This is a genomic window from Nitrosovibrio sp. Nv4 (genome assembly GCF_900215485.1).
Taxonomy (GTDB): Bacteria; Pseudomonadota; Gammaproteobacteria; order Burkholderiales; family Nitrosomonadaceae; genus Nitrosospira.
The window spans coordinates 1,744,469-1,766,273 of the sequence record NZ_OCMZ01000001.1; the positions used below are offsets into that span (position 1 = coordinate 1,744,469).

The window sequence follows — 21,805 nt, forward strand, 5'->3', positions numbered from 1 at the left end:
CTCTTGGTTTACAATACGTAGCGGGCGTTCAGACCTATAGCGCCCAAGCCGGTTGTAACTGCCGTAGTGGCGCAGGTCAGCGCGATATCGAAGTCGCACTTGGGATCTTCTGTCAACCCCGCGGCTTCCCACAGTTGTTGATTCCGCTTCGCGATTGTGTAGTTGGTGGATTCGTTCGATACTTCCGTGCCGTCCACCGCCGCGGCCACCGATACCGCCGAACCAAACAAGTCAACGTCAACCACCGCGCCGCCGTCGCTGTTCGTGCGGTACACGCCGATGTCGAACGCACCGGCAGTTTGCGCGGCCGAGAACAACCGCACGGACGACACAACCGCGTTTGAAGGCACTTGCACCATGCGGATAACGGACGTGACGCTCAGAGACGCCGGCAGCGAAGCCAGGTACCCGTTCACTTCCTTGGCGATTCCAGGTCCGCCGATGCCAGGGTTATTCAACACCGGGGGTGTTGCTTGACGGTTGGTTATCGCCGTGGACTTCAAAGTTAGATCAATAGCCATGATTACCTCTTAGAGTTTGACAAGGACGCGCGCCAGGTTCCCCCCGGCGCTCATTCTTATGCGCGATACGATTTGATATTGAAAACTTTGTCTTCGTCGAGGCGGGTAGCACCGAAGGTGCCGATAACATACGCTTGCATCGGTTCACCTTGAATGTCGTTACGCTTTGACACTGAGGCTTGCACTTCTTGCCACACGCCCAAATGCATACCGCTCTTCGCCCAAACCGGCACGTTGACTTCGTTGGTTCCCGCGGCGTGGGTTTCCACCAGTTCGCAGTACACGAAGTTGATGCCGAGGAACCTTTCGAGCTTGCCATCGCGCAGCACTGGCTTGTCGTTGCCATTGAATTCGCCCGAAGTAATTTGTATTTCCTGCAACAACGCACTCTCGTCTTTGGCGGTAAGTCCGCAGAAGAGCGGATCTTCGTCGAAGTCTATGTGCTTGCTGCGGGCCACTTCTCGAACGGCCAGGAGCTTCTGCACATTCAAACGGGAGTTGGAGCCGCCGACCGCAACGTCGATTTCATTGCCGCTATCGAACGAAGTGCTGGTAGCGCCTTGCTCGCCGGTTTTGGCTGCGCCTTGAAAAGCGGTGATGATTTCGTAATCCATCTTACGGCCCATCGCGTATACCGCGTTGGTGACGTAGAAGGATTCTGGATCGGTAATGAGGCGCAATTTATCGAACGTGTCGATCATTTGCGGCAGGTCGTAATCAACCGGATAAACCCACCGGCGATCGACGCCTGCATCGACACGGCCCATAGGGGCGAATCGGCTGGTGACGCGTTGTGCCTCGATCTTGTCGATCTGATCGACAGGCGAAGCTTGCTTGCCTACATAAGAGCCGGAAGTAACCAGGCTGCGGAGCTTGCTGCCCTTTTGCTGCAACAGCAAATTGACATTGGTGCCAAACTGCATTACATAGTGAGACGGGATATTTATGGACACGATAACCTCTACAAAAAACGATTAATGGAAAATTGTTTTTCGAAGGGCTTGCCCATCAAAGACGGGGCCGACTTCTTGCCTTACCGCAGGCTGCGGCGGGTCTTTCCCCGCCTGTCCACCGGCTCACTTGGGTGATTGTGAGTTTCCGGTTTTGCCCGGCAGCCCAAGGGTTTTGCCCTTGGCCGCCGCCCCTACCACGTATCCTTCGTAAATCTTTGCCCGCTCAATGACTTGTGTTGCTTCCCTGCTATGTGCATGAGCCAGCTTCAAACATTCAATTCTTACTTCTTCTAATGATGGCATTATCGCACCATATTGTGAGAACGTCAATAAATTAACCTTGCGGATAGGCTATGCGGTGCAGGCGATCCATCTCGGCCCGCGCATCGAAGCGTGTCTTGTCGTCCTTGCTGTTGAACTGCGATATGAACGCCTTATCCTGCCGCAGTTGAGAAATACGGGCTTGCGCCTGTTCGGGTGTCGCGCCGCCAAAACTGCCGCCGCCTTCGCCGCTGACAAGTCCGTTGGCAGGCACGGCAACCTTCGCGCCGATGTTATGCAGAAACTTCATCGCGGCCGCTGGCCCCATTGTCTGCTTGAGCGCAAGCAGTTGATCCTTGGACATGCCAAAGGACTCAGCCGCACGGTCCACCAGTTCCACGCGGGACTGATACTCGCCGCCCCATTCAGTCTTGAGCCGCCCCATCTCGGCTTCGTGCGCCTGTTGCGTTTTTTCCGTGTGGGCTTTGTTCAGTTCGGCGATGTAATTGTTGTTCATCTCGGCGAGCGTGCGGGCCTGGCTTGCGGATAATCCGGCTTTGTGAAACCACTCTTTCGCTGTCTTGGCGAACTCACCGTTGTCGCCTTCAGGCACGGGAATGTCGTACTTGTCGGCTGTCTCGGGGCGTCCGAGTTTGTTGTACACCTGGTCCCACTCGGCAGCATTGGCGTCAGTCGGCAGCTTGATGATCCGATCAGCCGGGGCGCCTGTCAGTTTTTCCAGATTGAGCGCGCTTTGCGCCAGCGCCGCCGGGTCCTTGAAACCCTTGGCCGTCACCCAGGAGCGAACGGACTCGTCGGCAATGCTTGAAGTCCAATCGGTAGCGGGTGCCGGCGCTGCGGTTGTTACCGGCGGCGTGGCGCCCGTCGGGGCCGTGGCAATGGTAGCAACGGGGTCGGCGGCGGGTGCAACAGGAGTTACATCAGTCATTGTTAGGGCCTTTCAAAGTTGAGCCGCTGTAGCGGCGGTACAAGTCCTCAGTGGACAAATTCAGGTGCTCGGATATGCGCAGCCACACTTCGCGCCGCCCGTCCAGCCTTGCCGCCATGTGCGGGTCCGGATGGGCGGTAGACGCATTGGCCCGGCAGAACTTAGCCAGGTCGGTAAGCACTGCGTCTACATCTACGCTTTCTTTATTGAACACGCGCCGGTAACTACCAGCGCGTCCTTTCAAAAAATCTTTCAGTCTTTCAAGTTGTTCCGCCAGCATTAAGGCGCTACTCCCTTCGCAACAGACGCCAGTGCTGGCGCCGCGTCCACCATCTGCTGTTCCTGCGCAGCCTGGGCGCGCCCTTGGCGCATTTGTAATACCTCATCCATCGACCGCTTCCACCGCTCGGGCACGGCCTGTATATCCAGTATCTCAGGCACCGCCACATCCCAATTGATGTGGTCCAGTGGTTCCGGGTTTTGGGTGATATTGATTACGCCCGCCATCCAGTCCACGGTGCGGAACAGGCCCGCCGCCTCTTCGGCTTTCTGCGCACGGGACAACGGGCTGTCGTATTCAATGGAGAACTCCCCCGCTGCTTCCCGCAGCGCATCGGGCATCGGCTCAAGAAGGCCCTGCATAGCCAGCAAGTCGATCTCGCGTTCGATCATTGGGCCTAATGATTCGGACTGCTGCCGCCCCATTGTCGGGGACAGCAGCGCGCCTTTCTCACGCGCCCGCTCTAATACTTCCGTCGCCGTCATCTGCGGCGTGTCAACAAGAATCTGGAACAGCGTGACGAGGAAAAAATCGTTGATGACGGCACGCTCTGCTTCCATCATCTCTTTTGCAAGGGACAGATTGCCCACCGGCAATGTCTGCACCAGTGCCCGGCCTTCCGCGCTGACGCCGCCGAAGTTGACCGCGCCGGGCTTCATCGAGAACGTATCAAGCACACCGTCGTCGTGGGCGAGCAACACAGGATCCACCGCGCGGTGGCCTTGCTTGAGCACCGTTTTCTTCTGCTCGTTAAGCACTTTCAGCGAAGGTAGCGCTGACATTGCGGGGCTGCGGCCGTATATCTCGCCAGGAGCCACATCGTAGCGGCTTATCGCGTATGGGAAAGTCGTGTGCCCGCCGTTCTGTACCAGCTTCTTCCGTGTCAGGGAAACGTAGTAATCCGTGAACGGAAAACCGCGTTCGTCCTTGCGCTCGGGGTCGTATCCCTCTGCATCACTGCGCGGCTGCACGCAATGGATAAACCAGTATTTCTGGTCGCATTTGTTGGTATCTTTTGCGTGCCTGACAATCTCTTCAGGAAGTTTTGATTCACCGAACTGCTGCAATGCCTGCCTTGCCGTGAGTTCGAACTTCCGGTAAGCGGTATCCACTATCCCCTGGTGGTTCTCCATAAAGAAGATTTCTCCCAGGTGGATGTATTTGTACCTCAATCCTTTTTCAACACGGTCAACCAGCCGGTCAACGTACAGGCAGCCCGTGCCGAAAGCGCCAAGCGCCAGGTAGTCCGCGCGCTTCTGCGATGCAAAATTGGCTTTGGGCGCGTACCGGTATTTGAACAACGCACGGGTCAGGTTCTCGAACCACAACCGCACACGCCGGTCTTTCAACAGGTCGTCGTTGCTCGGGATCGCCCGGTGCCACGTCGAATTGCGTGGAGTCAGCATAGACTCCATCGCCGACGCGAATCGCCCCAGGGCAAGGCCGCCAGTGGCGTCCGCCATCGTCTCGGTGCGTTTCTGGCCTTCAATACGAGTCATGCCGCGATTGACGAACGAACCGGCGTAATTAGGCAATATGCGCTCGGCTATTTCCTCGCAATGTGAGTCAAGCGTGCCGCGTTCGTTTATCGCCTTTTCGTGACGGCGAATGATTTCGTCGGCTATTTCATCGTCGCTGAGCTTTGACATTACCTTCCCAGGAACCTGCGGGATGAATTCAATGTGTCGCCGAGGAACCCGGCAAGAATGGTGGACGCCTTGCCCCGGCGCTCTTCTCCGGGCGGCTCGGGCGTCAATCCCTCAACCGCCGAAACTGTTTGGGGTTGCGCGGCTTGCGTCGGCTGGCGATCCCCTGTTATGTGACTGAAAAGGCCGTTCGAGATAGACTGTGGCACGCTCTTTCCGATATGCCCGAGAGGGTTCGACACTGACTGCCGTAACATTGCGCCCATCAAGCCCCCAGGAATTTTTTAGCGGGGCCGTCTTCTTCCCCTAGTGGATTTGTGAAAATGTTGGACGCGCGACCGGAATTACCCCGGCGTCGTCGCTCCTCATCGGAAGCAGCCTGCGCCGCTTTATCTTCAAGATCAGGCGGATCGGGTACGGGCTCGGGCGCCGGTAGCTTTGGGCTGCTGAACAAGCCGCCCATCTAAAAATCCCAGGTGTCGCGCATATCCGTCCCCGCCAAATATTCTTTACGCTGGTTGCTGAAGCCTGTCTTCCCTTGCTGCTCCAATCCCCGGCCCCTGTGGTATCCATTCATCTTGTGGGGTTTACACATAAGACAACCCGCCCGCGCATTCTTAGGTTTGCCGCGTTTGTGGTGCATGTGTAATTCCAAACATATAGTGTAAATCGCATGATATCAGCCAAACAGATTGTAGTCAACGTCTTGTGCCTGGCGGCCACGGGACGCGTACCTCGACGCCCGAATATCCCGCCGCGCCACGTTCACCGCGAAGGTGAGCGCAAAGGCGTCGCCATCGTCCGGGCTAGGGAGCCCGCGCGCCTTCATTGAGTCTTTCGATTCAAGCATTACCGCATCCTGTGATTTCCCGTGGAAGTGGTACTCAGGCGCAGTCAGGTCGCGGAAGAGGGCGCTGTCCGTATCAAGCGCCCCACCCGGCAGCCATGCCTTGATGCTGGCGTACATTTCGGTGCGCTTGTTCGCCCACTCTTTGCTTGACGCCGACGAGCCAAACCATACCTCATTCACTCGGTACTTCCGTGAGCGGAGCATATCGATGATCCCGGCCCCGGCATTACCAGCGTCAATGTTTACCGCATCGGGGTTTGTCTTGTCGATCCAGTGCGCGATTTCATTTGTCTGATACACAAGATCCATGTTCTTCATCCGCACCGCCGGTATGCTGCGGCCATCACGTCCTTGCCTGAAACGGATAACGGTCGAGTCGTTGCCATAGCGCGCAATATCCACCCCCATGATTAGGGGCGCGCCTTGGTCGTAGGGTATCTCCCGCTCCTGCGACGCCTGCACCAGTGCGTTTGATATGAATTGGTTGTTACCCTGTATCGGGAACTGGCCGTAGACTTCGACGCGGGCTTCATCGGAATCCACACCGTACTGATTGATAATCCCTTCATACGCCTTGGGGTCAACGCCATCGACTGTCCGGCTGTCGAGTTGCCGCAGTCTCCAAAAATTCTTGGCTGAATGGAAGCAATCGAAGAACGCGCCGCTGTTGGCCCGTGGGTTGCTATACGCCATCCAGTAGCGGTCGATGATCGGTTCGGTAAAGAATCCTTCCGACACTTTCCAGATGGAAGAATCGATACCGCTGCCTTCGTCCATCAGGAGAAGCACCCCGTTGTGGTTGTGCACCCCGGCAAATGCGTCGGGCTTTTCAGCCGACCAGGTTTGACCCTGGCAGTAATAGTAATTCGTGTCGATCTTCAGTTGGTCGTGCAGCAGTTTCTTGAACCATTCCGCCGGCCGGAAGTACCGCTTGCCCTGCTCGAACCAGTGCTCGTTGATGAGTAGTGTCGTCCACTTGCCAATCTCGGCGAACGTGCGGGACTCAAGCTGCGCCTCGGTGTTCGCGGTTACGATCGACGTGGAGCCGATGCGGGTTGTCATCATCCAGTCGCACAGCCACGAGAGGAAAGCCGACTTGCCCGATCCGCGCCCCGACGCCGTGGCCTTGCGGAACATGGCGGGTATGTTGCCAATATCCTTGGTGAGCTTCTGGTTCCTTATGTGCTCCCCAATTTCCTGCAAGTCTTCGCGTTGCCACGTTCGCGGCCCCTTGATGTGCTCGAGCGGTGTGCCTTCCTTACCCCACGGGTACGCGAACATCACGAAGGCTTCAGGGTCATCGGCCAGTTGGGGGTCCCATAATTCTGTCATAAGGGACTGTTCGTCTTTGGCTGAGTATTTCATTCGCTGTCCAGCGCCAGGAAGAACAGGAACCCCACGGCCACGCCCAGGAGAAATAATGTCATTGTCTTAAATGTCCGTAAATTTTTAAAATTTTATTTTGCCGGTGTCAATGGGTCCCGAGAATTCCCGAGCGGCAGCGAGGGACAGCCCCCACCCCCTGGTGGCACCCCCCGTCAGTCATCGAAAGGGTTGGCAATCGGTGTCTTGATCGGCTCGACTGATATTACATCAGAGGTTTTATCAGTCAATAGCGCAGTAGAATCAATAGCTTGTATATCTTCTACATCCGTTGAGTCGCTACTGAGTCGCTGTGCCCGGCGTTTAGCTTCTATTAGGGCGCCGGATATATCCACGGTTTGCTTGATATCAACCTCGACACGCTCACCATAAGTATTGCGGTGCCATTTACTTGCAAGCCATTTGCGCGCGTCGATCTGATTCCTGGCGTGCTGCGGGTTTATAGATGTGTCGTCAGCTATTTTCAGGGTCTCAGACGCCATTAAATCGCTAAGAATCTCTTTTGCGCGTGTGTATTGAGCCGCCAGGTCAGAATGGGTTACTAATTGACGGTGGAAATCACCTGAATTCATACCGTGTTGGATTAACGCGGCTTTCAACGTGCCGCCTTCCATGAAAGTCTGCAATACAAGTTTGGCTTGATCTGTGCGGTTCATTCTTGTAAATCTATCAATATATTGGGGTTTTGGCAATAGAATAATGAGATTAAAGAAATATGTTGCAATAATCGAAACATTGTGTATAATTCGAATCGCTAACTAACCAAACGGAGAAAACAATATGCTGAAATCAGGCGACAAGGTAGTGATCAACAAGACCGGCCAACGCGGGGTTATCGCTCACGTTATAAAGGATCGTGTTTCAAATAAAACATTTTACCAGATAGATTTCGCCAACGGTAAATATGATCTCTACAGCAAAAAGGCCATTAGTCTCGCGCCTGCAATTGATTAATACACAACATTAGGATAAAACAACATGCCTTACCACATTGAGTGTCGGCGCTGGTTCCAAAAAACGTATGGCAATACGTACCACAGCGTCAGAGTCCACAAAGACGGTGCGCAGATTTTAACCGTCCCGTTCAGCTACGGCTACGGGGATCAATGCTTAGAAACAGCCTTATCAGCTATGGCGGACGCGGGATTGATTCCGCCCAGAACGCGCCACGGTAACGGTGGCTACCTAGAGTCCGGGACGCGATGGGTTAGGGAGGACTTGGGTGCGCTTTACACAGTGGTGGACGTGGACCGTAAAAAAGATTTGTAAAACCGCAGCTTGTTGCGCCTATCAGATTGAGATGGGCGCAACAGGATGTGGCTTTCACATCGATAAACTAGAGGAAAATAAAATGACTAAATCTGAAGCACTCGCAGCGTTGAGATTGATTATTAAGCCGGGCGATACAGTTTATACCGTGTTGCGTTACGCCGGCGTGAAGGTCAAGCATGTTTCCGCGTTTGTGGTGGTGGATGGGAAAATCCAGGATATTACTTACCAGGTAGCGCAAGCGATAGACGCGTCGTTAGACGCGGACGGCGCTATCCAAGCCACCTTGACCACTGACATTGTGCGAGGGCTAGGTGAAGCTTTGCGCCCAGGTGGTGAGCCGCTAAATCACGTCCGGTTGTGAAACCGTAGCTTGTTGCGGCTGCCGCGATGCGGCGGCCTCAATGAGATGCGGTTTTATCATTGACTAAAAACGGAGGTTAAATCTTGATTGATTTTTACGGCGAAGAGATCGACCCGGCTAAGGTCGCAAATTATCAGCAACACGTAGCAAGCGGAACAGTACCGCGCAAAAGCGAGATACCGTACACAAGGCAGCGACGAGATACCCGCACAATGGCGAATATACCCACTAGATGGACGAGTAGCCCATCACGGTATATTGCTGCGTTTGACAGGCTCAACAATCTAAAATCTGTTGAATTCGTATTCAACAAATAAACAAAAGGGGAAACGGAAATGTCAAGAAACTTTAAATGGGCCTACGGTAGCGCGCCGATGGCGGCAGACGCTAAAATGAACGTACAATGGGCGGCGCAATTAATCAAATCCTGGCGGAAGGCAGGTTACACCGTAACACGCGAAACAAGAGGTTTGATTCGCTGCCAGTGCGGCGGCGTTATCGCGTGGATGGCGTTTTCCCGAAAAGCGCACACCTTATAACAACAGCGCCACGAACTCAGCCCGGACGGTTAATAGCCACCGGGCTTTTTCTTTGCCCTTTGCTGGAACAAGGGGAACATTTTGGTACAAAAATCGGCTTTAATTTTCAAGGAGTTGTATCTCTGTTCCTGTATTTCTTATTTTAAATAGTTAAAATAAGAATAGATATAATAGGTTATTACCTTATGGCCGCAGCCCGGTGGCTATTGCGTCTGTTTTTCCTGCCGGACTGAACCCCATTAATAATGGACTGAATAGGAATTTCAGGATATATTGTTGATTTAAACAACATGTTGAGGTAAGCGAAATGCAGCGAAGTTCCTCTTTGGTACGGAACATAAGGGAGAATCCACGTATACGATCCGTAAAGCTACGCGATTTCATGCTTTCCACGCTACAGGATGAAGGCGTTATCCGGTTGACGGACGTTAGAGAACGGTTCGAAGCCAGATACAAACTGAAGCTAGGCCCGCAACTGGTAAGTCAGCAAGCGCGGCTACTCGACCGCGATGGGTATCTGCACCGCGTGTGCCGCGGTGTTTATCAACGCAAAGGCGGTGCGGAGCCCAACCCGATACAGGAGCTACATACAAAATGGCCTGTCACCGCCCGAGTGTTTGAGGTCTTGCTGGCCAGGCATGAGCGCAGGGTTTTTGCGGTGGATCTGGCGCGGCTCGCGGAGACGCCAAACCTGGGCGTTCACATAAAGAGGCTAAAAGGGTTGGGACTCGCGCATCGGGTAGGCGGCTCTAATGGCGCGCCAGGTGGGTACCAGGCCAGCGCGTTAGCCGTGTCGCTTCGTAAAGGTTTGCCGTTGTAGCATCACACAAAACAAAGGGCGCTCAAGGCGCCCTCGTCTTTCCCGACCCATAACCGAATCAAGTCCGGATCCATGAAACAGGGGCCGCCCAATCGATCCTGACCCCGTCCACTTTCTCAGCATCTCCCCGAGGCGTCCGGAATGGCGTCAGATTCCACTTTCCAGGCTCGTAGCCGCGATTTAAAATCCGCATGTACCTTGGACCACCCTCTGCCGTTTGAATCACTGCAAGCCGTCCTACGGCCTCCGGTTCTAACCTGTCGCTCCGAGTGTAATAGACTACCCACCCGTCCAGCAAGCGCAGCGCAGAGGCGTTATCACCCACGCCAGGTGGCGAAGGCACGAACAACGGCCCTTCGATCTGCTCGATATGCACCAAGCCCTGATTATCCGCCCATCCCACTACAGGCACCTTCCCCTCCAAAGCTTTAGGTGGCTCAATGCCGCCACGCTCCATAACCTCTTCCACGGGTACGCCGAAAACTTCCGATAGCCGTGCGGCTTCCTCAAGCGACATCTTGCGCTTGCCGCGAATCATCAAACTTACAGCGGCAGGATCGAGGTCCAGCTTCACGGCCAGTTTCCGTTGAGATATTTTCTTATCCTCAATTCTGTGTCTAAACCAAGTGGTATCAATGGGTTGTGGCATTATATGCACTCCTGGCAGGTGTTATTAGTTGTTGATTTATCAATTCTTTTTGTTAATATGTTTCGATTTTCGAAACATGAGCGGATGATACACAGAAACCGTGAAGGCGTCAACTAGTCCGTTTGGACTATCGTTTCACCGATACTGCTTGACAATTAGTTGTGATTTTCGTAACATCTTGCGAAACACGTAACATAAAGGTTTATGAAATGATGACGCAAGCGGCGAAGACTCAAGCAGACAGGATTATAGCCAAGTTTGGCGGCGCTCGCGGTCTTGCACGGGCGCTTCAAGCTCTCGGCGATACACATCAACTCAGATCCCCGGCGGTTATCTATCGCTGGACATATCCGAAGACTCGCGGCGGCACTGGTGGTAAGATTCCGTCAAGCGCCCTGGACGCAGTTATCCGGGCCGCGCGACTGGAAGGCATACTTATAACCGCGGATGACCTGTACGGAGATTTGAAATGAAAAACACAGCCCTTTTAATCGCCTTAATCGTGGCGTCAAGCGCATCAGCCTATGACTACAATTACCCGGACGACTCAACAAGGTACCAACAGGAAGCGGACCGCAACGAGGCAGAGTTTCGCCAGCGGGAGCAAAGCCGCCGACTGAATCGTGTCGAGTCAGACTTGAGATATCAACAACAGCTTGACCAGATCGAAAGGAACCACCGGGATATTTACGGCAATTCCATCAACCCGGTCAAGCCTTATTAACCGCAGCAACAGGAGAACCGGAAAGTGAGCAAATATCAAGTAGGGCAGCGGGTGGTCATATCTAGGCCTATCGGGGGTGAAAGCATGGTGGGCCGCAAGGCCACTGTTCTTTCCACCCCGGACAAATTTAAAACTGAGCGCGGGTTAATGGTTTCCGGCTATCACATCGTAATCGATGGCCTTGGAACCAAACCCTTTGTGGCCGAAGAAAGCGAACTCGATCCGGTTCTCGTACCTGTTTTCGTCGATACGGCGCCCGCAGTTAGGGCTCGTCGTTTCGAAGGTATCAAGGTTACGGCGTGAACGCCCCATACTGGCGCAGGCAAACGCGAATTCCAATGGGGCAGAAAGCGCTTGCCTGGGGTTTTTTAGCCATCGTCTGGTTTTCCTTTGCCTTCGTGGTTGGGTTTATCACATCATGCATATAAAACCCCAATATATTCTTGGCATAGACCCCGGCTTGTCCGGAGCGCTTGCCCTGTTCGATCCGGAAACTTCAGACATTGAAGTGCTGGACATGCCGATACACAACGTAACCGTGAACGGCAAGAAAAAGAAAACCCTGGACCTGTACGCGCTCGCCCGGTGGATAGACGTAAACGCGAGCCGGATACGGGAAGCGATTATCGAAGATCCGCACGCCATGCCAGGGCAAGGGGTATCAAGCTCATTTAATTTTGGGTTTGGCTGCGGAGTGGCGCAAACCATAGTGGCCAGCGCCTTGATACCCATGACACTTGTGCGCCCCGCCACCTGGAAACGGGAAATGAAATTGACAGCAGACAAGGATATATCCCGCCGCCGCGCGTCGATGGTATTTCCGCAGCACAGCGATAAGTGGGCATTAAAAAAACAGGATGGGAGAGCCGAGGCGGTTCTACTGGCTTTATACAGGAGCAAAATGAGATGAAGATACCGGAAGGATGGAAATTAGTGCCAACAAAGTTAACAGCCGAGAATGGAATGAAGGCCGCATTGATAGGTGAGTTCCACGTTCCCTTTCCTGAGTTGGACGAAGACGGGAACGAACATATTCGCAAGGTTAACGTGCCGTGGACCGTCATCAAGAAAATTCACCAGGCGATGATTGCTGCCGCCCCGACACCGCCAGCGCCAGAGGTTGAGCCTTTCCACCATAAGCCCGCATCGCCTGAAGATATGGCTGTATACCAATCCATAGCGGATAACTACGCAAAAGATGCGCCAGAGGTTGAGCCGGTAGCGTGGCATGTGAAACGTGCTGCATTTAAGCAATATAACAACGGCGGTGAATTTTATGGCCGAGATGAAGCGTTCTTTAACGCAGGATTTGATGCTGGTTACGCGCACCACCCCGCCAACGACGGACTGAGGAATGCGGCGCGGCAATACCTGAAATCGTGCGATCACGGAAATGCAGATGAGCGGCGCAGGGATTTAGAAAACCTCCGCGCCGAACTGAACAAGTGAACGCCCTCCTGCTTTTTATCGCCACCTTCGTTGCTGTTTTCGCATTGGGTTTTCAAAGCCTCAATGTTAATAAAGGGCACCCGAAGGCGGCGTTCTTTACCAGTTTCCTGATAGGCACCGGAAACCTGGCGATTCTGAAACTTGTGCCGGGTACTGAAGCGCATCTTGAAATAGCCGCGTACCTGCTCGGCGGGCCTTTCGGTATCGTCGCTAGTATGTGGGTACACAATAAATTTATGGGGAGGAAATAATGGATCTTTTGGAAATGATACGAGCGCCATACGTACACGCGGCCAGGAAACACGGCCTTTGCGAGCGAGGAGGTTTTGCGTACCCGGATGAATACGCGGATCAAGAAATTAACCGCATGGATAATGTCACGCTAATTCAAGCTATTAGTGACGCACTGAATGACGATGCCGCCAATGGAAACTAAACCCACAAACCCCAAAGATATAGTGGGCAGTTCAAAGCTGCCCCTGGACCTCGCGCCCGATACGATTAAAGCCGAGGTAGCGCTTGCCCACCTAGAAGGCGCCTTGAAATACGGGCGCTATAACTGGCGAATCGCCGGGGTCCGTGCAAGCATTTATAAAGCGGCTGCGGAACGCCATTTGATGAAATGGTGGAACGGCGAGGACTACGACCAGACCACACGGGTAAAGCACCTTGCCAGTGTAATAGCGTGCGCCGGAATACTGCTTGACGCTGAACTGTGCGGGAAGCTCACGGACGACCGGCCGCCTCGGGCGCCCATCGGCGCGTTGATCGAACAAGCAGAGAAGACCGTCAAGCACCTGAAGGACCTCTTTAAAGACCATGACCCAAGACACTACACAATCGACGACTCTATTCCCCTACCAGATTTACGGGGCGAACTGGCTATCGGAGAAGAGATACGCGCTGCTGGCGGACGAAATGGGCCTGGGGAAATCGGCACAAGCGATAACAGCTTGCGATCACATACAGGCGTTGAAAATACTGGTGCTGTGTCCGGCGGTAGCTCGAGTGAACTGGATCCGCGAGTTCGCGAAGTTCTCGACGCGAAAGCTGAGTATTGGAGTGGTGGAGTCCGGGGCGGCAACGACCAATTTTATAAATGGGTTGAGTTGTTCATACGACTTACTCCTGAACAAAAAGATAAGTTCCGCGCTATTGAGCGTGAGTTGGGACGTACTGATTCTTGATGAAAGCCACTACCTTAAAGCCACTGACGCCGCCCGCTCCAAAATTGTCCTTGGAACGGACGGGCTCGTCCATAAGGCGCGGCGAACCTGGCTTGTGTCCGGGACGCCCGCCCCAAACCACAATGGCGAGTTGTGGATCATGTGCTACGTGTTTGGGCTCACAAAGCTCTCTTACGAGTCTTTTCTGGAAAGATATTGCATCGTTGAACGTGTCGCCGTACGTACGCCGGGCGGTCATTGCATTTGGCGGGATGCTATCAAGGGATCGAAAAATATTGATGAACTCAAGGCGCTCATCGCCCCGTTCATCCTGCGAAGAAGGAAAGACCAAGTGCTGAAAGATTTACCCCCAATACTCTATACAAACGTGGTTGTCGAGGCGGCCGAGGTCGATTTCATGCGCTGGTATCCTGAAGTCGCGGCGGGCGTGACGCCCGAGGCCAAGATGCGCCAGGACATAGCCGAACAGCAAGCCGCTGTCGATTCCATTGCGAAAGTCGCGCAGATGGGCACGGACCTGATAACGGCGCTCGGGGCTTTACAAGACCGCGTGCAAAAATCTCGCCGCTACGTCGGGCTACAGAAAACCCCGGCAATTGCGGAAATCATCAAGGCCGAACTCGCGGCCAAAGCGTACGACAAGATTGTCTTGTTTGCCTGGCACCGCGATGTAATCGTCGATTTGCAGGAGCGATTGAAGGACTTCAAGCCCGTTACGCTGTTCGGCGGCACGGATCCCGATCGCCGGGACAAGAACATAAAGAAATTCCAGAAGGACCCCAAATGCCGTGTTTTCATCGGCAACATACGCGCGGCGGGCATTGCAATTACCTTGACTGCCGCGCATGAAGTGGGGTTTGTCGAGTCGAGTTGGGTGCCGGCGGATAACGCCCAGGCTGCCATGCGGGTACATCGCATAGGGCAGACCAAACCGGTGCGTTGCCGGTTCTTCGCGCTGGCGAACTCGACCGACGAAAAAGTGCAACAAGTGCTAAAACGCAAGACCCGGGATACCACACGGCTATTCGATGAGGATACGAAAAAAGAAGTTATCAATCCTTTTGAAGATTAGATTGTGATTTTCTCAACACAGTAGTATTATCTCAACCTCATACAAAACGAAAAGGCAAAAAGATGACATACGAAGTAACCATAAAAGCAGATAACGGGCCGGACTTGGAAGCACTTCTTAAGGCATTCGGCCGCGGATTGGAGCCTCTGCCCGTACAGACAATGGCGCCGATAGCCATCCATATACCTGAAGGAACGGCCCCAACGGGTTCAATCCAAGAATCACTCTCACAAGTTCTCCCCGTGCGCGAGCAACCGGAAGTCACGATCACGACAACCGCCGAAGCCGCAGCACCCGAAGCACCGAAACAAAAACGAACACGCAAGGTTACACAGGCGCCTGATCCCGTGGCGCAAGCGGTATCAGTTACGGATTCCCAGGCGCAGGTGGACAACAGCGCCAGCGAAGTCTCAGGCACTCCTCCTGAGATGAAATCGCCGGAAGAGGCGGCGGGCGACACAACGGGCACGCCAATGTCCGCGCCTGCCGCCTCTGTCGTTACCTTTGACGACATGAAGGCGAAGCTGCAAGCCGTAGCCGCGAAGATCGGCGGCGATGAAGGGCTCGCCCACGTGAGCGAAATCATAGGTAAATTCGGCGCGCGCAAGATCAAAGAAGTGCCGGAAGATAAGTTCGCTGAAGCCGTGGCACTGTGCGAAAAGGCGCTGTCATGAGAACGCCGCACGTACATGCAGTGGTAATCAAAGCTTGGGCCGACGGGGCGCAGATACAAATTAAAGAACGCGGTAAGTGGGTTGACTATCGAATTGATAGCGCCCCTCATTGGGTACCCGCTATGGAGTACCGCGTCAAGCCGGAAACCCTTCGGTACCGGGTGGCGCTACACAAACAAATTCACTTTGGAGGCTTCTTCACCGGCGTTGTAAGCAACGATGATGGGGCAGTGGTTGTAGAGGGATGCGCCACCTTCGTCCGCTGGTTAACCAACTGGGTCGAGGTGGAAGTATGAGCCACCGCGCAGCCAAAAAGATACGCCAGTTTCTACGCCGCAACAATATCGGCGTGCAAGGCGCGAGCTACGAAATGCCGGGCGGGATGCGTGAAGTTGCGCAACCCACAGGTGAACTCGGCAAGGACGGCAAGCCGGTTTTCCGCCGCTTTCTGAAAACAGGCACGATCAAGCTGCAAGATAACTGCGCCCGTGCGATGTACAAAGACATGAAACGCCACGGGCAGGTGCCGGCATGACGGCCCATTCCAAAATAGGCGCAAGCTCGATGTACCGGTGGAGCATGTGCCCTGGAAGCGTTAAAGCTTCCGAAGGCATTGAATCACGCTCATCGAAGTACGCGGAAGAGGGCACCAAAGCGCACGACATGGCCGCCGATTTTCTGGAAGGCAAGGGGGTAGCCGCTGACGACGAGGTAATGCACGAAGCGGTGCTTGAATATGGCTACTTCGTGCGCGATCACGTCGATCCGGGCGATACGTTGCTCGTTGAGCATCAATTCGACCTGACGAAGATACACGCCGGTTGCTTCGGGACCGCCGATGCAGTTATCTGGAAACCCGCGACTAAACGCTTGATGGTAATTGATTTCAAGTATGGCGCTGGTATCCAGGTCGAGGTTACGGATAACCCGCAGCTAATGTATTACGCCCTGGGTGCTCTCGTGACGTGCGGCTTCAGCCCGATGACGGTTGAGATGGTAATCGTTCAACCGCGTTGTGCCCATCCGGACGGCCCGATTCGTTCGCAGGTGATTGATGCTATCGACTTGTTGGACTTCAAAACCGACCTGAAGGACTACGCACTCGCCACCGAAAAACCCGACGCGCCGCTTGTGCCGGGTAGCTGGTGTGGATTCTGCCCCGCGGCGGGTACTTGCCCCTCGCTTCAGAACAAAGCTCAAGCCGTGGCGAAGATGGAGTTCAGCCCCGTTCTATCGTACGACCCCGCGAAGCTGAAACTGGCCCTTGACTCCCGCGAAGTTGTCAAGGCGTGGCTGAAAGCAGTCGATGAGTTTGCCTACGCTGAAGCTGAAGCAGGGCGCACGCCGCCCGGTTACAAGCTGGTGGCGAAGCGAGCGACACGCAAATGGCGGAATGAAGGCGACGCCATGACCGCGTTGCAGGGCAAAGGGGTGGCGACTTCCGCTTTTATGGAAACCGCCATTAAATCCCCCGCGCAGTTGGAAAAGCTGTTAGGCAAAGGGTTTATAGACGAGTTGGTGGTAGCGGAATCCAGCGGCCACACACTCGCGCCGGAAAGCGACAAACGCCCGTCGGTCAAGCCGAACGCCAAAGAAGAGTTTTCGGTAGTTGAAGGGTAACAAGCGATACCCGGACGCTTTCCGGGCAAACTGTTGTAAATGATTGAAGAGGTATGTATGGCAAACGTTTTAACCCCTGAATTCCGTGTCTCCTACGCACACGTTTTCAAACCGCAGAAAAACGATCTTAACGGCAACATGGAATATTCCGTCGTCGCCATTTTCGATAAGGGCGCGGACCTGTCGGCGTTGAAATCCGCCGCAGAAGATGCACTGATGGAAAAGTTCGGCGCAAATAAAGCCAACTGGCCCGCCACCCTGAAAAGCCCCTTCCGTAAGTGCAAAGAGCGGTGGAGCTTTAAGGACGGCAAGCAGGTTATCCCGGCTGGCTACGAAGATCCCGACGCAGTGTTCATGACTTTTAAGCAGAACGCTGACAAGGGCAAGCCCGGCCTGGTGGACAATCAGGTCCAGGACATCATCGAACCGCAACACTTCTATTCCGGCTGCTACGCTCGCGCTTCGGTTCGTGCGTTCGGCTACGACCAGAAGGGCAACCGCGGCGCGTCGTTCGGCCTGGGCAACATACAGAAGATGCGCGAAGGCGAACCGTTGGGTGGGCGCACTGCTCCATCGCAAGACTTCACCCCTGTTGGTGAGGTAAAGACCAGCGCAGGCGTTTTCGACGACTAGGCGTTGTGATATTCTCAACATATTGAGGTAATGAGGGACGCTGTAAAGCGTTCCTCTTTTTGATGGAGTAGAAATGCAAAAACTGAATATTAGAATCGCGGCGGCGATGTCGGGCCTTCGCGGAGCGAAAAAGCGGTTGGCCGCAGTGAAAACTGAGGTTCAGGCGAAGTGCAAACACCATCGAGTAGCTGAGACGCCTTGGAAGTCACTGGCTTTCAGTGGGGGCCTGAACCCCCTGCGAATATGTTTGTCCTGCGGCTACGAAGAAGAGGGCAGTCATTGGTCTGGCGGAAACCAGTGGAGCGAGAAGGACTATAAAGACGCTGTGCTTGGGAACAAGCCAGAGCGGGACGTCCTATTGGTAAACGATCGGGATAGCTTCTACATGTTGAGGCTGCCGATATGAGCGAAGCCCTTCACGTCGATTTTGAAACGCGCAGCACGATCGAACTGCCAGCCGTAGGAATTGATATCTACTCGCGCCACCCCGACACCGATGTTTGGTGCATGGCTTACTGCTTGGGCGCCGGTGATGTGCAAATCTGGCGGATGGGCGAACCATTCGGCGAGTTCGCTAACTTTACCGGCTTTGTGGCTATGCACGTTCAAAGCGGCGGTATCGTTATGGCCCACAACGCCGCCTTCGAGCTTGCGATCTGGAACAACATAATGGTTCCCCGCTACGGGTGGCCGGAACTCAAGCCCGAGCAAGTGCGTTGCACGATGGCTATGGCATACAGCATGGCGCTACCCGGCAGCCTCGAAAAAGCGGCGGCCGCCGTCGGTATCAGCGAGCAAAAGGATATGAAGGGCTCGCGGCTCATGATGCAAATGTGCCGCCCGCGCCAAATGCCTGAAGATCCGAAAGGGCAGGGCGGCACGTGGGCGCACGAAAAAATCCATTGGTGGGACGAGCCGGAAAAGCTGGAAACCCTTTACGCTTATTGCAAGCAGGACGTGCGAGTGGAGCGCGAACTTGAAAAGCGGGTGTTGCAGCTTTCCGATTCCGAGCAAAAGCTTTGGGCGCTTGACTACAAGATAAACAACAGGGGGGTCTATGTTGATAAGCCAGCAATCGAAGCGGCGATTAGAGTGGTTGAGTACGAGCAAAAACGTTTGGCCGTGGCAATACGCGAAACTACTGGCAACGCGGTATCCGTCCCATCAGAAGTCGCGGCGCTTACGCGGTGGGTTGCGGCTAACGGTGTGGAAGTTGGATCTCTTGCGAAAGCGGATATATTGGATTTACTCGCCTTGGACACTCTGCCTGAAAAAGTACGTAAGGCACTATCGATAAGGCAGGAATACGCCAAGTCATCCACGGCAAAGCTGAAATCCATGCTTTCCGCCATTTCCCACGATGGCCGCGTCAAGAACATTCTGCAATATCACGGTGCCGGTACAGGCCGGTGGGCGGGCCGCCGAATCCAGCCGCAGAATATGCCCCGCCCGAAGCTATCCCAGGAAGAGATCGATGAAGTGCTTGAATTCCTGCCGCGTCTGAATCCTGAAGCCGCAATACAAAGAATCGAACTACTCTACGGCCCCGCCATGTCGGTTATATCCGATTGCCTGCGGGGAATGATTACCGCAGCGCCAGGCCATGAGCTTATAGCCGCCGACTTTGCAAACATCGAAGGCCGCGTATTGGCATGGCTCGCCGGGGAAGAGTGGAAGCTGAACGCCTTCCGTGAATACGACGCGGGTATTGGGCCGGATCTTTACATTCTCACGTATGCAAAATCGTTCGGCCTCGACCACAAGACTATCAACAAGAAGGACCCGCGCAGGCAAGTGGGTAAGGTGGAAGAGCTCGCGTTCGGTTTCGGCGGCGGCGTCGGTGCCTGGCGGACGATGGAGAAAGCCTACAACCCCCCGAAGATGAGCGACGACGAAGTGGACGACATCAAGAACAGATGGCGTGAAGCCCACCCACGTATCAAGCAGTATTGGTACGACCTGGAAAACGCAGCCACCGACGCGGTAATGAATCCCGGCCACACGCTTACCGCAGGGCCGAAGGGCCGCGAGATCAAGTTCAAGGTCAAAGGCTCGTTCCTGTTCTGCCAATTGCCGAGCAAGCGTGTTCTCACCTACCCGTACCCGAAGCTGAAGCCGAAGGAAACGCCCTGGGGCGCGATGAAAGAATGCGTTCACTACATGACCGTGGATGGCACAACAAACAAGTGGGTTGAGACACACACCTACGGCGGAAAAATTTCGGAAAATGTTACGCAGGCTCTAGCCCGCGACGTGTTGGCCGAAGCGATTGTGCGGTTGGAAGAAACGAACCTGCCAGTAATTTTACATGTTCATGATGAGGCCGTCATCGAGATACCGGACGAGTATGCAACGGACGGGATGCTGGACGCAGTGAACGAACACATGGCGAAAACCCCATCATGGGCCGAAGGGCTGCCGGTTGCAGTCGAAGGATGGAGAGGAAAGAGGTATAGAAAATGAGCAAAGAAACTTGGTTTGTGGTGGGGAATATCTGGTTGGCCGCATCTTACGGGGTGAACGATATCGCGGCCATTGTGGTTTGTGTGCTATTCGGTGTCGCGGCTTTCGCGATTGCCAGTGGGAAATAATCATGGCTGACGAAATAGATCAAGGCAACGAAACCGCCGAATTTTTCCTGGACCTTGCGTTGAGGAAACAGCAACAACAGGACGTTTCCACACCAAAGGGAATAGGCATGTGCCTGAGTTGCGAGACGGATATTGACGACGATCGGCGGTGGTGCGACGCCGCGTGCAGGGACGACTACCAGAAAGCGCAATGGCAGGCGAAGCAAATAGCGAGGTGTGACGACGATGAAGAGTATTGATTACGCCGTAAAGCTGGCGAAGATGGGCTTTCACATTTTCCCTTTGCTGTCCGACCGCAAGACGCCGCCCAAGGGCATGCACTTCAAGGAGAGCGCGACACGGAGTGTTACGGCGCTGGTTGGTTGGTTCGATAACACTGACGCGAACATAGGAATATTCACCGAAAAGTTCGGCGACGATAAGGCGCTTATCGTTGTCGATGTTGACGTAAAGGATGGAAAAAATGGAGAACAAACATTACTCAAGCTCGAACTCGAGGGATTTGAACTACCAGAAACCCTCGCTCAAAGGACTGCAAATGGAGGTAGACACCTTATATTTGCGAGCGACGCACCCGTCCGCCCAGGCGCGAATGTACTTGGTAAAGGCCTCGATATCCGAAGCGGGGGATCTTACATTGTCGGCGCAGGAAGTGTTATCGGAAGCGGAGCGTACACAATTGACGACACCCCAATCGCTGACGCCCCCGACTGGCTCATTGAGCGGTGCCGGGCAGTAAAGGAAAAATCCACCGTCGAAGCATCAATCGTGGAAGGCGTGGATCATGATCGCGCCGCCACCCGAGTAATCAAGTATTTGGAAACCGAAGCGCCATTGTCCATCGAAGGGCAGGGTGGCGACGAGACAGCGTACCGGGTTGCTGCGCGCTGCAAGGACTTGGGAATAAACGAGAGTGGTTGCGCGCAGTTAATGTATGACCACTGGAACGAGCGCTGCTCCCCACCGTGGGCGTATGTCGCGCTTCTCGTCAAGGTGCGCAACGCGTACGAGTACGGCCACGAGCCGCAAGGGATAGCCGCGCCCGAAGCCGAGTTTAAACCGGTTCCCACCCCGCCAGGTGCGCCCCAACTGAAGGACCCCATCGAAGCCTTGAACGACCGTTACGCTTTCGTGCTGGCGGGCGGCGGGGCGCAGGTGCTTTGGGAAACGACCGACGCGAACGGGAAATACAAGCTCGATCACCTATCGCTCGGGGCGTTCCACGCCGACTTCGCCAACAAAAAGATGGTCGTCGGGAAGAAAGAACAATCAATCTCGCAGCTTTGGCTTGAGTCGAAGGGCCGCCGCAGCTACGCGGGAATCGTGTTTATGCCGGGGCAACAAGCTCCGGATCGCTTTTATAACTTATGG

Annotated in this window: 31 protein-coding genes and 1 pseudogene; 22 read left to right on the forward strand and 10 right to left on the reverse strand. The window is 54.5% G+C overall.

Going from position 1 to position 21,805, the window contains the following annotated elements:
• Positions 1 to 8: 8 nt before the first annotated feature.
• From CRO05_RS07890 to CRO05_RS07940, 9 genes are all read right to left on the reverse strand, one after another.
• Entirely contained in the window at positions 9 to 521 is a 513-nt protein-coding gene (locus CRO05_RS07890; RefSeq protein WP_097066529.1) for a hypothetical protein, read from the reverse strand.
• Between the two features lie 56 nt (positions 522 to 577).
• Complete coding sequence (locus CRO05_RS07895; RefSeq protein WP_143860892.1) at positions 578 to 1,474, reverse strand: phage capsid protein; 897 nt, start codon at positions 1,472 to 1,474, stop codon at positions 578 to 580.
• Positions 1,475 to 1,597: 123 nt separating this feature from the next.
• Entirely contained in the window at positions 1,598 to 1,777 is a 180-nt protein-coding gene (locus CRO05_RS07900) for a hypothetical protein (protein WP_097066531.1), read from the reverse strand.
• Positions 1,778 to 1,808: 31 nt separating this feature from the next.
• Positions 1,809 to 2,684, reverse strand: coding sequence for a hypothetical protein (locus CRO05_RS07905; protein WP_097066532.1), 876 nt, complete (start codon positions 2,682 to 2,684; stop codon positions 1,809 to 1,811).
• Positions 2,677 to 2,964, reverse strand: coding sequence for a hypothetical protein (locus CRO05_RS07910; protein WP_097066533.1), 288 nt, complete (start codon positions 2,962 to 2,964; stop codon positions 2,677 to 2,679). Before CRO05_RS07910 ends, CRO05_RS07905 begins: the two co-directional genes overlap by 8 nt.
• A complete protein-coding gene (locus tag CRO05_RS07915) occupies positions 2,964 to 4,613 on the reverse strand; it encodes a portal protein (RefSeq protein ID WP_097066534.1) in 1,650 nt (549 codons plus the stop codon). The genes CRO05_RS07910 and CRO05_RS07915 overlap by 1 nt, the downstream gene beginning before the upstream one ends.
• Positions 4,613 to 4,819, reverse strand: coding sequence for a hypothetical protein (locus tag CRO05_RS07920; protein ID WP_143860893.1), 207 nt, complete (start codon positions 4,817 to 4,819; stop codon positions 4,613 to 4,615). Before CRO05_RS07920 ends, CRO05_RS07915 begins: the two co-directional genes overlap by 1 nt.
• Positions 4,820 to 5,289: 470 nt before the next feature.
• The gene (locus CRO05_RS07935) at positions 5,290 to 6,741 is read right to left on the reverse strand and encodes a terminase (RefSeq protein ID WP_143860894.1); all 1,452 of its coding nucleotides are present in this window, start codon (positions 6,739 to 6,741) and stop codon (positions 5,290 to 5,292) included.
• A gap of 257 nt (positions 6,742 to 6,998) precedes the next feature.
• Entirely contained in the window at positions 6,999 to 7,499 is a 501-nt protein-coding gene (locus tag CRO05_RS07940) for a hypothetical protein (protein ID WP_097066539.1), read from the reverse strand.
• Positions 7,500 to 7,623: 124 nt separating this feature from the next.
• On the opposite strand from CRO05_RS07940, the gene CRO05_RS15495 reads away from it, so the two are divergent.
• The 4 genes from CRO05_RS15495 to CRO05_RS07960 all read left to right on the forward strand — a co-directional run bounded on the left by CRO05_RS15495 (position 7,624) and on the right by CRO05_RS07960 (position 9,835).
• On the forward strand, positions 7,624 to 7,797 hold the full coding sequence (locus CRO05_RS15495) for a hypothetical protein (protein ID WP_159462707.1): 174 nt from the start codon (positions 7,624 to 7,626) through the stop codon (positions 7,795 to 7,797).
• Positions 7,798 to 8,194: 397 nt separating this feature from the next.
• Positions 8,195 to 8,476, forward strand: a complete 282-nt coding sequence (locus CRO05_RS07950; RefSeq protein ID WP_097066541.1) for a hypothetical protein — start codon at positions 8,195 to 8,197, stop codon at positions 8,474 to 8,476.
• Between the two features lie 335 nt (positions 8,477 to 8,811).
• On the forward strand, positions 8,812 to 9,015 hold the full coding sequence (locus CRO05_RS15300; RefSeq protein WP_143860895.1) for a hypothetical protein: 204 nt from the start codon (positions 8,812 to 8,814) through the stop codon (positions 9,013 to 9,015).
• A 382-nt stretch (positions 9,016 to 9,397) separates the two neighbouring features.
• On the forward strand, positions 9,398 to 9,835 hold the full coding sequence (locus CRO05_RS07960; RefSeq protein WP_097066543.1) for a hypothetical protein: 438 nt from the start codon (positions 9,398 to 9,400) through the stop codon (positions 9,833 to 9,835).
• Between the two features lie 58 nt (positions 9,836 to 9,893).
• Here the strand turns inward: CRO05_RS07960 and CRO05_RS07965 are convergent, their stop codons facing one another.
• The gene (locus tag CRO05_RS07965; protein WP_097066544.1) at positions 9,894 to 10,484 is read right to left on the reverse strand and encodes a helix-turn-helix transcriptional regulator; all 591 of its coding nucleotides are present in this window, start codon (positions 10,482 to 10,484) and stop codon (positions 9,894 to 9,896) included.
• 209 nt (positions 10,485 to 10,693) lie between these two features.
• On the opposite strand from CRO05_RS07965, the gene CRO05_RS07970 reads away from it, so the two are divergent.
• The 18 genes and pseudogenes from CRO05_RS07970 to CRO05_RS08055 form a co-directional block, all read left to right on the forward strand.
• A complete protein-coding gene (locus tag CRO05_RS07970; protein ID WP_143860896.1) occupies positions 10,694 to 10,957 on the forward strand; it encodes a hypothetical protein in 264 nt (87 codons plus the stop codon).
• Entirely contained in the window at positions 10,954 to 11,208 is a 255-nt protein-coding gene (locus tag CRO05_RS07975; RefSeq protein WP_097066546.1) for a hypothetical protein, read from the forward strand. The genes CRO05_RS07970 and CRO05_RS07975 overlap by 4 nt, the downstream gene beginning before the upstream one ends.
• Positions 11,209 to 11,232: 24 nt before the next feature.
• Positions 11,233 to 11,511, forward strand: a complete 279-nt coding sequence (locus tag CRO05_RS07980) for a hypothetical protein (RefSeq protein ID WP_097066547.1) — start codon at positions 11,233 to 11,235, stop codon at positions 11,509 to 11,511.
• A gap of 115 nt (positions 11,512 to 11,626) precedes the next feature.
• Positions 11,627 to 12,118, forward strand: a complete 492-nt coding sequence (locus tag CRO05_RS07985) for a hypothetical protein (RefSeq protein WP_097066548.1) — start codon at positions 11,627 to 11,629, stop codon at positions 12,116 to 12,118.
• Positions 12,046 to 12,657: a hypothetical protein gene (locus tag CRO05_RS07990; RefSeq protein ID WP_143860897.1), complete on the forward strand. Its 612-nt coding sequence runs from the start codon at positions 12,046 to 12,048 to the stop codon at positions 12,655 to 12,657. The genes CRO05_RS07985 and CRO05_RS07990 overlap by 73 nt, the downstream gene beginning before the upstream one ends.
• Positions 12,654 to 12,908, forward strand: a complete 255-nt coding sequence (locus CRO05_RS07995; protein ID WP_097066550.1) for a hypothetical protein — start codon at positions 12,654 to 12,656, stop codon at positions 12,906 to 12,908. The genes CRO05_RS07990 and CRO05_RS07995 overlap by 4 nt, the downstream gene beginning before the upstream one ends.
• A 174-nt stretch (positions 12,909 to 13,082) precedes the next feature.
• Positions 13,083 to 13,385 (forward strand): annotated as a pseudogene (locus CRO05_RS15815) (dATP/dGTP diphosphohydrolase domain-containing protein); the annotation flags it as partial.
• A 190-nt stretch (positions 13,386 to 13,575) separates the two neighbouring features.
• A complete protein-coding gene (locus tag CRO05_RS08010) occupies positions 13,576 to 14,916 on the forward strand; it encodes a DEAD/DEAH box helicase (protein ID WP_219909423.1) in 1,341 nt (446 codons plus the stop codon).
• A gap of 62 nt (positions 14,917 to 14,978) precedes the next feature.
• Positions 14,979 to 15,590: a hypothetical protein gene (locus CRO05_RS08015; protein WP_097066554.1), complete on the forward strand. Its 612-nt coding sequence runs from the start codon at positions 14,979 to 14,981 to the stop codon at positions 15,588 to 15,590.
• On the forward strand, positions 15,587 to 15,886 hold the full coding sequence (locus tag CRO05_RS08020; RefSeq protein WP_097066555.1) for a hypothetical protein: 300 nt from the start codon (positions 15,587 to 15,589) through the stop codon (positions 15,884 to 15,886). Before CRO05_RS08015 ends, CRO05_RS08020 begins: the two co-directional genes overlap by 4 nt.
• A complete protein-coding gene (locus CRO05_RS08025; RefSeq protein ID WP_097066556.1) occupies positions 15,883 to 16,125 on the forward strand; it encodes a hypothetical protein in 243 nt (80 codons plus the stop codon). The genes CRO05_RS08020 and CRO05_RS08025 overlap by 4 nt, the downstream gene beginning before the upstream one ends.
• Entirely contained in the window at positions 16,122 to 17,210 is a 1,089-nt protein-coding gene (locus CRO05_RS08030) for a DUF2800 domain-containing protein (RefSeq protein WP_097066557.1), read from the forward strand. Before CRO05_RS08025 ends, CRO05_RS08030 begins: the two co-directional genes overlap by 4 nt.
• A 39-nt stretch (positions 17,211 to 17,249) precedes the next feature.
• On the forward strand, positions 17,250 to 17,843 hold the full coding sequence (locus CRO05_RS08035; RefSeq protein ID WP_097066558.1) for an ssDNA-binding protein: 594 nt from the start codon (positions 17,250 to 17,252) through the stop codon (positions 17,841 to 17,843).
• A gap of 73 nt (positions 17,844 to 17,916) precedes the next feature.
• Positions 17,917 to 18,249 carry a hypothetical protein gene (locus CRO05_RS08040; protein ID WP_097066559.1) on the forward strand — a complete coding sequence of 111 codons (333 nt, stop codon included), beginning with the start codon at positions 17,917 to 17,919 and terminating at the stop codon, positions 18,247 to 18,249.
• Positions 18,246 to 20,306: a DNA polymerase gene (locus CRO05_RS08045; protein WP_097066560.1), complete on the forward strand. Its 2,061-nt coding sequence runs from the start codon at positions 18,246 to 18,248 to the stop codon at positions 20,304 to 20,306. The genes CRO05_RS08040 and CRO05_RS08045 overlap by 4 nt, the downstream gene beginning before the upstream one ends.
• Complete coding sequence (locus CRO05_RS16000) at positions 20,303 to 20,434, forward strand: hypothetical protein (RefSeq protein ID WP_255405866.1); 132 nt, start codon at positions 20,303 to 20,305, stop codon at positions 20,432 to 20,434. The genes CRO05_RS08045 and CRO05_RS16000 overlap by 4 nt, the downstream gene beginning before the upstream one ends.
• 2 nt (positions 20,435 to 20,436) lie before the next feature.
• The gene (locus CRO05_RS08050; protein ID WP_097066561.1) at positions 20,437 to 20,673 is read left to right on the forward strand and encodes a hypothetical protein; all 237 of its coding nucleotides are present in this window, start codon (positions 20,437 to 20,439) and stop codon (positions 20,671 to 20,673) included.
• Positions 20,660 to 21,805, forward strand: a 1,146-nt coding sequence (locus CRO05_RS08055; RefSeq protein WP_143860898.1) for a bifunctional DNA primase/polymerase, incomplete at its 3' end; no start/stop codon positions are given. The genes CRO05_RS08050 and CRO05_RS08055, both read left to right, overlap by 14 nt.

Coding starts and splice junctions, on each gene's coding strand:
- CRO05_RS07890 (WP_097066529.1), bottom strand. CDS start 521: ATGGCTATTGATCTAACTTTGAAGTCCACGGCGATAACCAACCGTCAA.
- CRO05_RS07900 (WP_097066531.1), bottom strand. CDS start 1,777: ATGCCATCATTAGAAGAAGTAAGAATTGAATGTTTGAAGCTGGCTCAT.
- CRO05_RS07905 (WP_097066532.1), bottom strand. CDS start 2,684: ATGACTGATGTAACTCCTGTTGCACCCGCCGCCGACCCCGTTGCTACC.
- CRO05_RS07910 (WP_097066533.1), bottom strand. CDS start 2,964: ATGCTGGCGGAACAACTTGAAAGACTGAAAGATTTTTTGAAAGGACGC.
- CRO05_RS07915 (WP_097066534.1), bottom strand. CDS start 4,613: ATGTCAAAGCTCAGCGACGATGAAATAGCCGACGAAATCATTCGCCGT.
- CRO05_RS07935 (WP_143860894.1), bottom strand. CDS start 6,741: ATGTTCGCGTACCCGTGGGGTAAGGAAGGCACACCGCTCGAGCACATC.
- CRO05_RS07940 (WP_097066539.1), bottom strand. CDS start 7,499: ATGAACCGCACAGATCAAGCCAAACTTGTATTGCAGACTTTCATGGAA.
- CRO05_RS15495 (WP_159462707.1), top strand. CDS start 7,624: ATGCTGAAATCAGGCGACAAGGTAGTGATCAACAAGACCGGCCAACGC.
- CRO05_RS07950 (WP_097066541.1), top strand. CDS start 8,195: ATGACTAAATCTGAAGCACTCGCAGCGTTGAGATTGATTATTAAGCCG.
- CRO05_RS15300 (WP_143860895.1), top strand. CDS start 8,812: ATGTCAAGAAACTTTAAATGGGCCTACGGTAGCGCGCCGATGGCGGCA.
- CRO05_RS07960 (WP_097066543.1), top strand. CDS start 9,398: ATGCTTTCCACGCTACAGGATGAAGGCGTTATCCGGTTGACGGACGTT.
- CRO05_RS07965 (WP_097066544.1), bottom strand. CDS start 10,484: ATGCCACAACCCATTGATACCACTTGGTTTAGACACAGAATTGAGGAT.
- CRO05_RS07970 (WP_143860896.1), top strand. CDS start 10,694: ATGATGACGCAAGCGGCGAAGACTCAAGCAGACAGGATTATAGCCAAG.
- CRO05_RS07975 (WP_097066546.1), top strand. CDS start 10,954: ATGAAAAACACAGCCCTTTTAATCGCCTTAATCGTGGCGTCAAGCGCA.
- CRO05_RS07985 (WP_097066548.1), top strand. CDS start 11,627: ATGCATATAAAACCCCAATATATTCTTGGCATAGACCCCGGCTTGTCC.
- CRO05_RS08010 (WP_219909423.1), top strand. CDS start 13,576: ATGGGCCTGGGGAAATCGGCACAAGCGATAACAGCTTGCGATCACATA.
- CRO05_RS08015 (WP_097066554.1), top strand. CDS start 14,979: ATGACATACGAAGTAACCATAAAAGCAGATAACGGGCCGGACTTGGAA.
- CRO05_RS08020 (WP_097066555.1), top strand. CDS start 15,587: ATGAGAACGCCGCACGTACATGCAGTGGTAATCAAAGCTTGGGCCGAC.
- CRO05_RS08025 (WP_097066556.1), top strand. CDS start 15,883: ATGAGCCACCGCGCAGCCAAAAAGATACGCCAGTTTCTACGCCGCAAC.
- CRO05_RS08030 (WP_097066557.1), top strand. CDS start 16,122: ATGACGGCCCATTCCAAAATAGGCGCAAGCTCGATGTACCGGTGGAGC.
- CRO05_RS08035 (WP_097066558.1), top strand. CDS start 17,250: ATGATTGAAGAGGTATGTATGGCAAACGTTTTAACCCCTGAATTCCGT.
- CRO05_RS08040 (WP_097066559.1), top strand. CDS start 17,917: ATGCAAAAACTGAATATTAGAATCGCGGCGGCGATGTCGGGCCTTCGC.
- CRO05_RS08045 (WP_097066560.1), top strand. CDS start 18,246: ATGAGCGAAGCCCTTCACGTCGATTTTGAAACGCGCAGCACGATCGAA.
- CRO05_RS16000 (WP_255405866.1), top strand. CDS start 20,303: ATGAGCAAAGAAACTTGGTTTGTGGTGGGGAATATCTGGTTGGCCGCA.
- CRO05_RS08050 (WP_097066561.1), top strand. CDS start 20,437: ATGGCTGACGAAATAGATCAAGGCAACGAAACCGCCGAATTTTTCCTG.